This is a genomic window from Bacillus jepli, assembly GCF_047238305.1.
GTDB lineage: Bacteria > Bacillota > Bacilli > Bacillales > Bacillaceae_L > Ferdinandcohnia.
Window position 1 is genome coordinate 123,081 of record NZ_JBDFMO010000001.1, and the last position, 13,932, is coordinate 137,012.

At 38.9% G+C, this 13,932-nt stretch carries 14 protein-coding genes; 3 read left to right on the forward strand and 11 right to left on the reverse strand.

From position 1 onward, the window contains the following. Nucleotides 1-143: 143 nt before the first annotated feature. From ABC371_RS24710 to ABC371_RS00680, 9 genes are all read right to left on the reverse strand, one after another. The gene (locus ABC371_RS24710; protein ID WP_459562740.1) at nucleotides 144-350 is read right to left on the reverse strand and encodes a PaaD-like zinc ribbon domain-containing protein; all 207 of its coding nucleotides are present in this window, start codon (nucleotides 348-350) and stop codon (nucleotides 144-146) included. After that, a complete protein-coding gene (locus ABC371_RS00645; protein ID WP_412895094.1) occupies nucleotides 298-927 on the reverse strand; it encodes a Phenylacetic acid catabolic protein in 630 nt (209 codons plus the stop codon). The genes ABC371_RS24710 and ABC371_RS00645 overlap by 53 nt, the downstream gene beginning before the upstream one ends. Before the next feature lie 5 nt (nucleotides 928-932). Continuing rightward, nucleotides 933-1,157, reverse strand: coding sequence for a hypothetical protein (locus ABC371_RS00650; RefSeq protein WP_412895095.1), 225 nt, complete (start codon nucleotides 1,155-1,157; stop codon nucleotides 933-935). Next, nucleotides 1,154-1,486 (reverse strand): metal-sulfur cluster assembly factor, encoded by a 333-nt coding sequence (locus tag ABC371_RS00655; protein WP_412895096.1) that lies wholly within the window; start codon nucleotides 1,484-1,486, stop codon nucleotides 1,154-1,156. The genes ABC371_RS00650 and ABC371_RS00655 overlap by 4 nt, the downstream gene beginning before the upstream one ends. A 2-nt stretch (nucleotides 1,487-1,488) precedes the next feature. Next, nucleotides 1,489-2,430, reverse strand: coding sequence for a Phenylacetic acid catabolic protein (locus ABC371_RS00660; protein WP_412895097.1), 942 nt, complete (start codon nucleotides 2,428-2,430; stop codon nucleotides 1,489-1,491). Between the two features lie 836 nt (nucleotides 2,431-3,266). Beyond that, nucleotides 3,267-4,235: an MBL fold metallo-hydrolase gene (locus ABC371_RS00665; protein WP_412895098.1), complete on the reverse strand. Its 969-nt coding sequence runs from the start codon at nucleotides 4,233-4,235 to the stop codon at nucleotides 3,267-3,269. 12 nt (nucleotides 4,236-4,247) lie between these two features. After that, complete coding sequence (locus ABC371_RS00670; RefSeq protein ID WP_412895099.1) at nucleotides 4,248-5,120, reverse strand: PaaX family transcriptional regulator; 873 nt, start codon at nucleotides 5,118-5,120, stop codon at nucleotides 4,248-4,250. 72 nt (nucleotides 5,121-5,192) lie between these two features. Further along, entirely contained in the window at nucleotides 5,193-5,642 is a 450-nt protein-coding gene (locus ABC371_RS00675; RefSeq protein ID WP_412895100.1) for an acyl-CoA thioesterase, read from the reverse strand. A 107-nt stretch (nucleotides 5,643-5,749) separates the two neighbouring features. Further along, nucleotides 5,750-6,547 carry an enoyl-CoA hydratase/isomerase family protein gene (locus ABC371_RS00680; protein ID WP_412895101.1) on the reverse strand — a complete coding sequence of 266 codons (798 nt, stop codon included), beginning with the start codon at nucleotides 6,545-6,547 and terminating at the stop codon, nucleotides 5,750-5,752. 269 nt (nucleotides 6,548-6,816) lie between these two features. Here ABC371_RS00680 and ABC371_RS00685 point away from each other — a divergent pair, with 269 nt between their 5' ends. Then, nucleotides 6,817-8,046, forward strand: a complete 1,230-nt coding sequence (locus tag ABC371_RS00685; protein ID WP_412895102.1) for a benzoate/H(+) symporter BenE family transporter — start codon at nucleotides 6,817-6,819, stop codon at nucleotides 8,044-8,046. A gap of 72 nt (nucleotides 8,047-8,118) precedes the next feature. Beyond that, nucleotides 8,119-8,412, forward strand: coding sequence for a Rieske (2Fe-2S) protein (locus tag ABC371_RS00690; RefSeq protein ID WP_412895103.1), 294 nt, complete (start codon nucleotides 8,119-8,121; stop codon nucleotides 8,410-8,412). A gap of 38 nt (nucleotides 8,413-8,450) precedes the next feature. Here the strand turns inward: ABC371_RS00690 and ABC371_RS00695 are convergent, their stop codons facing one another. Continuing rightward, complete coding sequence (locus ABC371_RS00695) at nucleotides 8,451-11,045, reverse strand: EAL domain-containing protein (RefSeq protein ID WP_412895104.1); 2,595 nt, start codon at nucleotides 11,043-11,045, stop codon at nucleotides 8,451-8,453. Nucleotides 11,046-11,323: 278 nt separating this feature from the next. On the opposite strand from ABC371_RS00695, the gene ABC371_RS00700 reads away from it, so the two are divergent. Further along, nucleotides 11,324-12,859, forward strand: a complete 1,536-nt coding sequence (locus ABC371_RS00700; protein WP_412899232.1) for a glycine betaine uptake BCCT transporter — start codon at nucleotides 11,324-11,326, stop codon at nucleotides 12,857-12,859. Nucleotides 12,860-12,890: 31 nt separating this feature from the next. Here ABC371_RS00700 and ABC371_RS00705 read toward each other — a convergent pair whose 3' ends face one another. Further along, on the reverse strand, nucleotides 12,891-13,859 hold the full coding sequence (locus tag ABC371_RS00705; RefSeq protein ID WP_412895105.1) for a cation diffusion facilitator family transporter: 969 nt from the start codon (nucleotides 13,857-13,859) through the stop codon (nucleotides 12,891-12,893). Nucleotides 13,860-13,932: the final 73 nt, after the last annotated feature.

The window sequence follows — 13,932 nt, forward strand, 5'->3', positions numbered from 1 at the left end:
AAGTCCGGTGAATTTGACGCATCGAATTTCTTCGTTGGCTTGCTTCTCCGTTCCTCACGTATTAACTGCATACGCTCCGGTACTCAAAGCTGCACCGCCTTGAAATTCTCGGTCCTCTTCATCCTCCTTTTTGAACAATTATTTTACTTTGCCGCGTCTTCCTTTTGCCATCGAATGTATTCGAATACGCTTTTACATTCGTTACAGTAGTATTGGCGAACTAATTGGGCTGTACCAAAGGATGAGATCTTCTTTACATCATTAGATGAGCAAAATGAACATTGGACGTTCTCTTTACTAGCCGACATTTTGCTTCGCCGCTTCCCTTGAAATTTCTTGAATGGTTGCATTGAATTGTTCTACTAATCTTGAATCCTTTGGAATAATGTTTTCTGTAACGAGATACATGTCATTTTCTACTTTAATTAACCATTCCTTTGCTTCCTGAGCCGTTTTCTCAATTGCTTCTCGGCATCTTCTCGGAATAGAACCTTGATCAAGTAACAGCTGTTCACACCAGCTCTCTGAATAGATGAGATGCTCCTGCTGCTCCTTTAGCATTTTCGTAAAAGGTGGGTTCACATTCGGGTTATTTGCTTCAATCATTGCCTTCATCACTAGATCTACCGCAACATTTGTGACATAAAGCCCGGCGATGAGTTCAATCCAGTTCCCAATTTTTACATTCTGTTGAAATGCCTTTCCTGTTTGATCCTTCACTTCCGTCTTCACACCTGTTAGGTCAGAAACCCATCGATATAAAAGTCTAGAATGACCTAGTTCCTGCTGAGCCATTGCGATTGATGAAAGTGTTCCTTCTAATGTAGGACCACTGATACCGATTTCAACTAAGCGGTCACCTAAAATAAATTTATTATCTGCAATGGTTTCCCCTAGTTCTATTAACGAGATATGTTCATTAGTCAACCTTCTCACTCCTTTGCAAATAATGGTTCTGGGCTTCGAACACAAACAAGGTTTTCTTTTTTCACTACGTACATTTCAACCCAGTCTTCTTCATCGTAAATATGCTGCGCATAAATTTTTGCTAATTCATCATTCACTGCTTTGAATGTCCCCACATGAATAAGTTCATCTCCACGATTGATTCGAGTGAGAAGAAGGTAATCATGTTTCGTTGCTGCTTCTACTGTCATGAACTTACCCCCCAGTGCTTTAACTTTTTCTTACCTTCTTCACTTAGGTTTGCCGTTGTCCAAGGTGGATCCCATACAACCTGAATCTTCACATTTTCAACCTCAGCTTCCTTTAGCAAACGCTCTTTGATATCGTTTTCAATCCACTGCATACAAGCACATCCAGTGGAGGTATACGTCATTTCAACCTCTAAGTCGCTTCCAAATTGGGTGATGTTATAGATCAAACCCATATCTACAACACTGATTGGAAACTCGGGATCCATTACTTCTTTTAGAGCATCCCAGTATTTAGTAGTCGTTTTTTCGCTTTGGATAATTCCGCTCATGTTTATGCCTCCTCTGCTCTCATTTGTTCTAACTCCCAAACTCCCTTTTGGATTCTAGCAACAAACTCCATATTTTGAGGACCTCTTTGCTTAAAACGTTCGATTGCCCCTTCCCATGTGTCTGGCTGGTCTGTTAACCATTTTTTATTTTCAGCATCAAATTTACATGGAAATGGAACATCAATGACATATTTACCTTGGTCTTCATCGTAATGAGCCGGAACCTTGATTCCAATCGATTCACAGAATGGAACAGCAGTTGATAACCACTTTTGTCTTAATTCATCATTGGTGCGACCTTTTAGTCGGTAATCCAATTGTGCTGAACGACTCTTAAGATTATCGGCAACCCCGAAGAATTCGAGTGCCATCAAGAACATCCAATCCACAGCCTCTTGTACTTGCTTTGCTGTTTCAGGCTTCTTCATCGCATTTCTCATAATGATTTCCCCGTTTCGGAGGTGGAACAATTCTTCCTTATCAACCTTTACGAGTGCACGCTTCCAAGGACCATAGGAAGTATGTTCATACGCATCACCCAAAAGCGTATATCCAGAACGGTCAAACAATCCATTAAAGACACCTAATTCAACCCAGTTGTCTAATTTAAAATCAAATGCATATGGATTTTTCCATCGGTTCGCCGGTCGGCGATAAAGCATCTCATCTACATCTTCACCAAGGTCTTCCAGCAAGCGGTATGCGATATGGGCGTGACCGATTTCATCTTGCATAACTGCTAGAGCGGTAATTTTATAGTTTAAGTTTGGGGCTTGATCGTAGACTGTTAATAGTGGTGGGACGCTAAGAAGTTCTGTATCTCCAACAATCGCAAGCGTTTGTTTCAGTGCTTTCAAATATTCGTCATTCATATCCTCCATGCGCTCTACTATAAAACCATTTTGAACCTTTTCCAGTAATACCTCAGCTTCCTTTATACTCATCCATGAACACCTCTTTGTATTACGTTTTTTAAACTATCGTTTATAATATGTAATATAGAATATTTTAAATTGTTTGTCAACATGTTTATGTTGTTTTTTAGACGTTAATTTTAAAATCGTAATGGATGGGATGGGGAGGTGGGGTAAATACTGGGTTTGTTGGGGTGATGGGGTTGGTAGGTGGGGGCACGTTTGGGGGCTGTGTTGTTTTAGTTCGGTTGGGCTTTGAAGACCTTTTTGTGCGGGGGGACAGGTTCGTTCGTTTGGGACTTCATCAGGTCTATGAAGACCTTTTCGTGCATCGTGCAGGTTCATTCGTGACTTCATCGAGGCTATGAAGGACATTTCGCGCATCGTGCGGGTTCTTTCGGAACTTCATCGAGGCTATGAAGGACTTTTCGCACATCGTGCAGCTTCATTCGGGTCTTCATCGGGGGTATGATGAGCTTTTCAAGCATCGTGCGAGTTCGTTCGGGACTTCATCGAGGCTATGAAGACCTTTTCGCGCATCGTGCAGGTTTATTTGTGACTTCATACACAATTGAACTGGATTACGCGTCGGACCACTCACTGTTTTCCCGTTCATCAATCCGATGAACGGGATTACCTGCCAGTCCACTCATCGTTTTCCTCTTCATCAACACGTTGAACGGGATTTACCACATGCCGCCCGCACCGTTTTCCCCTTCATCAACCCGATGAAAGGGATTTACCACATGCCGCCCGCACCCCTTTCCCCTTCATCACGAAAATCAGAATAAAATCTAACCAAACAAAAACCCCAAGATTGCTATCATAACAACCTCGGGGTTCCCACTTTTTTAGTATTTTTCAGATTAATTTCGACCACCATTTACATAAATAATCGGATGCTGCCCTTGTTTCACACTTCTTCCCTCTCGCTCTAAATAGTTTAAGTGAGCGATTGTTTCGGCGATAGCGAAGCGCCATTGATGGGGATTGAGCTCTCGATGAGAAAACAACTCCTTTGCGATCTCGTACGTCGTTTTATAGTCTGCCAAGCTTTCAATATAAGCGAGGCGCTCGTCATGATGCTGGATGAGCTCGTTAATTCGTTCCTTTACATTGAGAACAGGTGAGTGATGAGCAGAGTAAATCTTCTTAATTGGATATTGACCAATTTTACGTAAGGAGTCTATATATTCATGCAACGGGTGCTGGCTCGCACCTGGCCAAACACTAATATTCGGAGTAATTTTTTCGAGAATATGATCGCCACCAATTAAGATGCCTTCTTCTTCTTGAAAAAAGCAAACATGCCCCTCACTATGACCAGGGGTATGGATGACGATCCATTGTTTATCGCCAAACTCAATCGTATCACTAATTGGTTTTGCAACAGGCAATGGAAGCACATTTTGACCGAGCTTTTCCATATGGTCCGCGATCCCATCTGCTAGATCTTCTGGGACTCCATGTTGCAATACCATTTCTTTCATTCTCGCAACCTGCTTGCTGCCCTCACCCCAAACACGATCAATCATCCTAGCATCTATTTCATTCATATAAAGCTCAGCGCCTGACTGCTCTTGCATCCAGCCGGAAAGTCCGGAGTGGTCTGGATGAAAATGGGTTAGATAAATTGTATGAATATCACGAGGAGTGATTCCAAGACGATCAAACACCTCTTGCCATGCTTCTCTCGCGGCCCGATAATTTAATCCTACATCAATCATGACATACCCATCATTCTGTTTAAAAAGATAGCAATAAACATACTTCATCGGAAATGGAACTGGGATTCCAATCCGATAGCCACCAAACTCAATTTTTTCAATATTCATGGCTCACCTCAGTTAGATATAGATCTCTCCAAATGGATTGAGTGCTTTATCACGTTCGATATGAATTTCACGATCCGGTACTCCCTCAAAAACGGACTCAAAGTAGCGAATAGATGGGATGGATAGAAGCTGATGAATATTCCAGAATAGTTCCCGCGCCTTTATGCCAATCCAGCCCTCAGGAAGCAAATCCCTTGGAAAACCTGGATCTTGGAAAAGAAATTTCCGGTACTCATGCACAAGTACAGTTCGCTCAATAAAACATTCCTCATCCTTCAATGTGTTATTTAACGCTTTTTCTCGTAGTTCTTCAAATTTTGGTGTGAACTTATCTATGAAAGTTTGATATTCATCCCTCACCATATTTAAGTCCCAGCCTATATCGATAATGCTTTGATTGTCATGCGTTACAATTGAAGACGATGTGAATAAAAACGCGTATTCTTCAATTCCGTACACCCTGATCATTTCTTTCACTTGATCCTCAACAGGATTAGGCGTCACGAGTGTGCTATTTGTGAGGTTACCAAATCCGGTCCAAATTAGTTCTTTACGAATTTTATTACGGATTTCGCGCTTTTCTTCCGGAAACGAATAGGTAAGGATTCTCCACTTCTGATCCCACATATGATTTTGAGTGGCATATACCCGACTAACCCCTTCGTCAACTCTCCCTTGAGAAGTTGCGGAGTAATAGCTCTTCTTCCCTACTTTTCTCACTTCCAGCAGGTTATTTTGGACCATCCGAAAAATCGCCCCCCTCACCGACGATTCAGATACCCCAAACTGTTTCATGAGTTCAATCAAACTACCAACCCAAATTTCTCCCCCATAATATTTAATATATTCACCATATAATGTGAACATCAAGGATCTAGGTTTCATCAAAGTCACCACGCTTACTATTTTTTGTTATATTTCAATATTGTTAATTTTTATTATAGAGGATTTTGGAAATTATGCATTAAAAAGCGGTCTTTTTCCTGATTCATTTGTGTGGAGGTCCTCTTGTAGAATGGAGCGTATGTCTTCAGGTATTGGTACCGCTTTAATTTCTGTTGACGTTTGTTTTACCCATCCACGTATCTCATACCCATGCCCCGTTCTTGTTTCTCCTCTATACACCTCATGCCGTAGCTTAATTGTTTTTGTTTTAATTTCTTCAACCTCTGTTCGGATCGTTATAATATCATCATATAACAATGTTTTTTCAAAGCTACATCTTGCATCAAGCATTGGCAGGATAATTTGTCGTTCTTCTTCTAATGTGTTTGGAGATAATCCACAACTTCTAAAAAATTGGTGTCCCGCAATATCGAACCATTTGAAGTAATTAGGATAATACACAATCCCCGCCTTGTCGGTATCTCCCCAGTTTACGATGACTTGAAATTCATTTGATCTCACACTATATCCTCCTATTGTTAAAAAAGACTCGCGGAAGTTCGCCGAGCCTTGGCTATTTTAAAATAGCGATATCGGAATTTCCAATATCGCCTTTGATTTAGTTGACTTTATTTCCCACTCCAATTTGCATCGCGCTTTTCAATAAATGCACTTAAGCCTTCTTGGGCATCCTGTGAACGGAATAATAGATTTTGAAGCTCCCCTTCGTAACGGATTGCTACATTTAGTGGCATTTCTTTTCCATTCATAATCGAAAGCTTAATGTTAGATGTTGCGTAAGTAGCGCTGCTCGCAATCTTTTGTGCATATTCTAATGTTTTTGCTCTTGTTTCTTCTTGTGGATATATACGATCTACTAGGTTAATATCTAATGCTTCTTGAGGAGATAATGTTTCACCAGTGATGTTCAAATCTAGTGCTTTAGAATGTCCCACTTGGCGAGCAAGGCGTTGAGTTCCACCTGTTCCCGCTAATACACCTAGTGAAACCTCTGGAAGTCCGATCTTTCCTGCTTGGTCCCCCATAAAACGTAAATCACAAGCTAGAGCCATTTCTAATCCGCCACCAACCGTATGCCCCTCTAAGCAAGCAATCCAGATTTGTGGTGAACGTGCAATTTTGTCTAACGTTTCATTACAGAATAAGCAAAATTGTGTTTTAAAGCGTGGCTCCGCTGATTTTAAGAAGTTGATATTTGCACCCGCTGAGAAGAATTTTGGCATGTCACTCATTAATACTGCAACTTTAATGTCATTGTCGAAACGGATGTCATCGATTGCCGCATTTAATTCTTTGTAATAATCAAGGTCATAGGAATTTGTTTTGTTCACGTGGATGTGAACTTCAGCAATCCCATTCGCTTTTTTTACAGTTAGTGTTTTTGTTTCGTTTACTGTTGTCGTCATTCTTATTACCTCCCGGATTATGTATTACGTTTTTAAATCTTTCGTAATTAATTACAAATATACTGAATCTTTTTTAAATTATCAAATCTGTCTTTTTCTCATTTTTAAAAGGAAATAACCTTCTTTCTCTTATATGCTCTTTCTTTCTACCTTTTTGGAGGTTTTTTGTACGTCCGTAAAAAATACGTAATTTTTACTTCTAATCTGTGTTATTATGGAACTAATTCCATATTAAAAAATGAATATTAAGAATATTTAAGGAGGGTTCTATGAAGGGGAATAGGAGATTCAAAGATCTATATGAACATCTAAATATCAACACCATTAGTTCAGGTGTTGTCGCAGCTATTTTCGGTTGTACAGGTCCTGCACTCATTATAATTGGAGGTGCATCAAGTGGTGGGTTAACCCATGAGCAAACAATCAGCTGGTTATTTGCCGTGTATTTCTTTGGGGGATTATTGGGATTATTTTTATCCTTGAAATATAAGCAACCTATTGCCGGGGCTTACTCAATCGCCGGTGCCGTCTTAGTTGCAGGTGCTTTGTCACATTTTTCCTTACCAGAAGCAATTGGTGCCTATCTTGTTGCCAATCTAATCGTCCTTATACTTGGTGCTACCGGATTAATTGATAAAGTCATGAATTGGTTACCTGTTCCTATTGTTATGGGGATGATTGTAGGTGTCATGATGCGGTTTGCGATTGAGATGATTACATCTGTTGAAGTTTCTCCCCTATTAGCAGGCGCTGCCATCATCGTCTATCTATTTTCCTCCCGTTATGTAAAAAAGGTACCACCTGTGTTATCAGCATTAGTTGTATCTGTGCTTCTCGCCATAGTCATACATGAATTTCATATTTCAAATGTTCAAAGTTCGTTTGTGCTTCCCCAACTAGAAATACCAACATTCAGTGTAAATGCGATCATTTCCCTTTCTATACCGCTTGCCATCTTAATTATCTGTACAGAGAATGCCCAAACGACTGGAATTCTGATGGCGAAGGGTTTTAAGCCGCCAAGTAGTGAGATGGCTGTTTTTGGGTCTATTTTAGGTTTTTTCGCTTCATTTTTCGGGGCTCATGCCATTAATACTGCGGGACCGATGACTGCCATTTGTGCTTCTGATGAGTCAGGTAAAAAAGAAGGTCGGTATGCCGCATCGGCTCTAAATGGTGTGTTATTTGCGAGCTTTGGTGTGTTTGCAGCGTTTGTGGTTCCATTTGTTATTGCGATGCCGGGTGTGATCGTCAGTACGATTGCTGGTTTGGCGATGATTGGTGTTCTTTTAAGTTCCTTGAAGATTGCATTTTCAGATAGCAAATTTCAAATGGGCGCCTTTTTCGCGTTCATTATTGGCATGTCAGGTGTAAATTTCTTTAACATCGGTGCACCATTATGGGCAATTGTTGGTAGTATTTTAGTCTCCCTTTTAATCGAACGACATGATTTTGAAAAAAAGATTAAAACTGAACAGAACCTGAAACCAGGGGTGTAAGAACTTTGGATGCGTTGTAAATAGATGGACATACTAATTCACAACCGAAAATTTCATGAGGGGTGAATCAGCATGAATATTGACATACCATCTATTTATGAAAACATGCCGGATTTTTCGAATCATATGGAAGCGAGAGAATGGTTTAAAAACGAGTTTCAAGACAGGTTTTTCTTACGTACGCATAGTGATAACGATGGAAAAATGACGTATTATTACCACATCGTAAAGGACCCTGAGACATATCAACGATATATGGAGAGTTTTGCAAGTGAGGAAAAGCATGACATTACCGAAATGTCGACATTTGAAAGCTACACGACTGTTGAAATTAGTGAAAACGGAGATGTAAATATTACATTATAGCAATAAGGAGGCTCCAATCGGAACCTCCTTTTCTTGATCTATCCTGGAATTTTTTCCTGAATAAATTCCACCATATCGTCTTTGCTAATCGGTCGGCTGAATAAATAGCCTTGTATTTCATCACAGCCCATATCCACAAGCATTCTACACTCATCCCAGGTTTCTACACCTTCTGCAACCACATTTAGCTTAAGCCCGTGTGCAATATCAAAAATTGACTTGACCAATAAAGCTTTTTTCTCATCTTTATCGATATCATGGATGAATTTTCGATCAATTTTAATTTCATCGAGCGGAAGCTTTAATAATTGGTACAAGGAGGAGTATCCTTTTCCAAAATCATCAATAGAAATTTGAACGCCCAGCTCTTTCAGCTTTTGAATCTGATCAGCAACTTGTAGTTGGTCCGAAATAAACACACTTTCGGTAATTTCAAGTTTTAAATATTTTGGATCTAAACCAGATGTCTCCAAAGACTTCTTGATCATGGTAACAAGATAATCTTGTTGGAAGTGCTTTGCTGAGAGGTTTACAGAAATCGGAACATGTAAAAGATTTTCAACCTGCCATTGTTTATTCTGCTTGCATGCCTGAACAAGGGACCATTCGTCAATTTGTGAAATCAGTCCGATTTCTTCTGCCACTTCAATAAAGACCCCAGGAGAAATGGCACCTAAAACAGGATCATTCCAACGAAGTAAGGCTTCAATGCTTGTAATTTTACCTGCAAATGTTTTTGGCTGATAAAACTGTTCAAATCCTTCTTTATCGACTGCAGTGCGCAAGGAATTCTCAATGATAAGACGCTCCTGGAATTTATATTTCATCGATTCACCGAAGAACTGAACAGTGTTTCCACCCTTTTCCTTCGATATATACATCGCAATATCTGCATATTTCACTAATGTATCTAAGTCTTCTCCATCCTCGGGGTACATGCTTACCCCGACACTTGCGGTGATGTAGTGATCTTGGCCATCTATTGTAAAATAGGATGAAAATTCTTTAACGATTAAGTCTAATGTTCCATGTACTTCCTCTTTATTTTCAACCGAGTGTACGACTACAAATTCGTCCCCTCCAAGTCGAAAAACCTGTCTGTTCTCTTCTTGTAATTTCTTAAGTTTATACCCTGTTGCTTTTAGAAGCATATCCCCAGCTTCGTGCCCTAAAGTATCATTGATTTGCTTAAATTGGTTAAGGTCTATAAAGATAATCGCAAGTTGATTATCATCATTATTACAGATTTGCTCTCGGACGTATTTTTGGAAAAAATAGCGATTAGGCAAATATGTCAAGCTATCATAAAAGGCAAGCTTATGAAGCTGATCCTCTGATTCCTTCAGCCTTGTCGTTTGCTCTCGTAGAATGATATTCATTTCGATACTTTCTTGGAAAAGCTCCTTCAGCTTATCCGCCATCTTTTTTAGATTTTTACTTAAAACGCGAAGCTCTGAAATCGTGCTTTGCGGCCATTCTATATTTTCTAAGCTACGAAGCTTTTGTGGTAAGCCCGTCGTGATTGTTGTAAGCTGCCTTAAGTTGTTCGTGAGAAGTCGGCTTATGAACATCACAAATAGAATCGCTGACAATGCAAGAATAAGTAAGTATAATAACTGATCAATGGAAGTATTAAAAATCTGTTGTTGATATTGGGCAATAGGGAAAAGTAACATAATTCGAAATGAATCTGTATCCCTCGTATAAAAATAGAACGCATCATTCCATCTTGTAATCGGCTGTACATCATTCGTAGCAATTGGCAAGGCCTCATAAAGCTTTGGCGAAATCTCCCGAATCTCATATTTTTCAGACTCAAAATTCATCAAAGTCGTCGATGCAATGATTTGATCCGAATGATCAATGATGATAATATCGCTCTCTTTATTCGTATTGCGCCATAAAATATCTTCAATTTGTTTCCTATCAATTATCCCATTGCTTCTTTCCAACTGAAGAAATTCATTTTCAATCCGATTAACTCTCGTTTCGCCTACAACACTTAAGTCTTTTTTTATGAGATCAAACGTATTTATTGTATTTGTAATGACACTTATAAAAAACGGAACGAGTATGGTGAAAATGGTGATCTGGGATAAAAACTGATGAATGGACACATTATTTTTACTGAGTCGGTTCTTTTTAACCAATTTATAAAATGGAAAATAGGCTAATAACACATCTGCTACTAATACATTGAATAATCCGTTCGTAATATCTTTACATACTAAAAAATAAAGGGCAGTACCTGACAATGTTTCCCGACCGATAAAAAATAACAACACTACTCCAACTACCAGCCAAAAAAGCACATCAACGAAAAACATTTTTGCTTTTCGACCACGCCAGAAAAATGCACCAACAAAAATGATTTCAACAAGCATAACAATTGCATAAAATGGACTGTTTGAAAAAATGATAGTAAAGAGGATTGTGATAAGCCCCGTTACTATCGCAGCGGAATAGCCAAATATGCGAAGTATTAGGAATAGAAAAATACTCGCAAAGGAAAATGTAATCCCATACAAAAGTGATATTCTGAAATGAGAGGCGAGCAGGACCAATCCCATCAAGGCTACTAATAGGATTATGTCGCTATTCAGTTTGCCTTTTAAATGCGTAAATCCTATCATAAAGTCTCCTTACGTTCATCTTTAATATATAAAACGACATTTTTCACTATGATTATGATAATAATATCATAAATTCGACTGATTATTCCTATATTTTCTCTCATATATTGGCAGCGCCTTCATTTAATAGGGTTTTATTTACTATTCATTTAATAATTTCCACTTTTTTTCGTATGGTTGGCGAAAATTGATAATCTTTGTTACCCTAAAAAGAGCTAATTTTTTTGAGAGTGGGAAAGATAGTGAATACATAAGCACGATAAAGAGAGGATTTTATGATGAAAAAAATATCTAATGTTTTTTGGATTTCAGTGGCAATTACACTCGCGGCTGTTATCTTTGGTGTTGCTGCACCAAAAAGTTTCGAAGATGTAACAGGTAATATTCAAGAATTTATCACTTCCGCCTTTGGGTGGTATTACCTCATTTTGGTGACAATCATAGTGATATTCTGTATTTTTCTTATTTTTAGCCCTGTCGGCACCATTCGACTCGGAAAACCAGATGAAAAACCCGAGTATTCAAACATCTCTTGGTTTGCGATGTTGTTTAGTGCAGGGATGGGAATTGGACTTGTCTTTTGGGGCGCTGCAGAACCCCTTTCCCATTATCTGACTCCACCATTGGCAGAGGGGGCTACAAATGCTTCCCAAAAAGAAGCGATGCGCTATACATTTTTCCATTGGGGGATTCATGCATGGGGAGTATACGCCCTTGTTGCCCTTGCCTTAGCCTATTTCAATTTCCGAAAAGGCGAACCTGGTCTTATTTCAGCAACGCTAAAACCTGTTTTAGGAAAAAAGGCAATGGAAGGAAAACTAGGTACACTAGTTGATGTGTTAGCCGTGTTTGCAACGGTTGTTGGTGTTGCAACAACATTAGGATTTGGAGCGGCACAGATCAATGGAGGGCTATCTTTTCTACTGGGAATACCTAATAATTTCTTCGTTCAATTTATCATTATTGCGATTGTTACCGTCTTATTTATGATATCTGCATGGTCTGGATTAAGTAAGGGTATAAAATATTTGAGTAATACAAACATGATTTTAGCAACTGCCCTGCTCATTTTAATGTTCGTATCAGGTCCTACCGTACTAATTCTTGACATGTTCACAGATTCGATTGGTGGCTATATACAAAATATTGTACAAATGAGCTTCCGAATTGCTCCTTTAAATGAGGAACATCGTTCTTGGATTAACGGATGGACGATTTTCTACTGGGCTTGGTGGATTTCATGGTCACCATTTGTAGGTATTTTTATTGCACGTGTTTCTAGAGGAAGGACGATTCGCCAATTTATTATAGGTGTTTTATTGCTGCCTGCTCTAGTAAGCTTTTTATGGTTTGCTGTATTCGGGACTTCCGCAATCGAAGTTCAAAAGGAAGGTATTGTTGACCTTTCACAATTTGCAACAGAAGAGGTCCTCTTCGCAATCTTTAACCAATCTTCACTATCCGTTATTTTATCGGTGGTTGCAATTATCCTTGTAGCGACATTCTTTATTACGTCTGCTGACTCTGCAACATTTGTTCTAGGAATGCAAACAACATACGGATCACTCACACCACCAAACAATGTAAAACTAACTTGGGGCATTTTACAATCAACCGTGGCTTTAATTTTATTATACAGTGGTGGTTTACAAGCCTTACAAAATGCTCTTATAGCAGCTGCTTTTCCATTCTCTATTATTATGGTACTGATGATGATTTCACTGTATCGCTCATTAACAAAAGAGAAAAAGGAACTTGGTTTATATTTAAAACCAAAACATAAGAAAAAGACTGCTACTCCACAGGAGAAATAGAAAAAACCGGAATCTCTATCGATTCCGGTTTTTAGTTTGTAACAAGACCTTGTGACCATGTCTTCACTCCGTCATCTTCCACGAATTCGATGATAACGTCAGTCACTCCTTTAATTGTATGTATTTCTTCTTCAATGCGGTCTTTTATTTGAAATGCTTCTTTAACCGTTAAATTTGGTTCAATTTCTAATTTCATTTCGATATGGAAATCCTCCCCTTCTTTCATTGCAAATAAGGTTTTGATATCTTTAATTTCTGGATTAGTAAAAATAAACCCAGCAATCTTGTTTTCAAGGTCTTCGTCTGCTTCACCAAGTACCCCTTTTGCATTATCTAAAAACACCTTACCTACAACATAAAACATCATGATCCCAATAATAATTGAAGCAATTCCTTCCGCAGCATGGAATCCTCCATAATAGGAGAGTAAAATCCCGATGATCGCTATAAGTCCACCAAGGGTTGCTACCAAATCTTCCATGAACACAAGCTTTGTTGCAGGCGTTGCTTTGCCTAAATAACTAAAGCTTTTCCCTACAGCTGCAAATCCGCTTGCCTCCACATGTGCTTCGTGTAGAACTTCCTTCATTGCCTTAAAAAGAACGTATGACTCTAAGATCGCAGCTAATCCTAAAACAGAAAGATTAATGGCAATACCTTTTGATTCAGTTGGGTGTTGAATATGAAGAAATCCTTCTTTGATTGTTTCATAACTCATAATGCCAACAATAAGAACGGCGCCCAGTAACACCAGATTGACTAGACGACCAAAACCATTTGGATAGTTTTCAGTCGGCATTTTTTTACTTAAGGCACTACCTATAAACACGAAAAATTGATTGGCCGCATCCCCTAGAGAGTGCATCGTTTCTGCAAACATCGCAACATTCCCCGTGAAGAAAAACGCAACTCCTTTAATTATTGCAATAATTGTGTTCACAATGGACGCAATCAAAGATGACTTGTTTCCATTCTTTAATAAACCCTGTTTTTTCGACATAGTGACCTCCAGTCGGTGATTCTTGATAATAATTGTAGTATTTATTACTTTTGAAAAATTTATGAGGGGATGT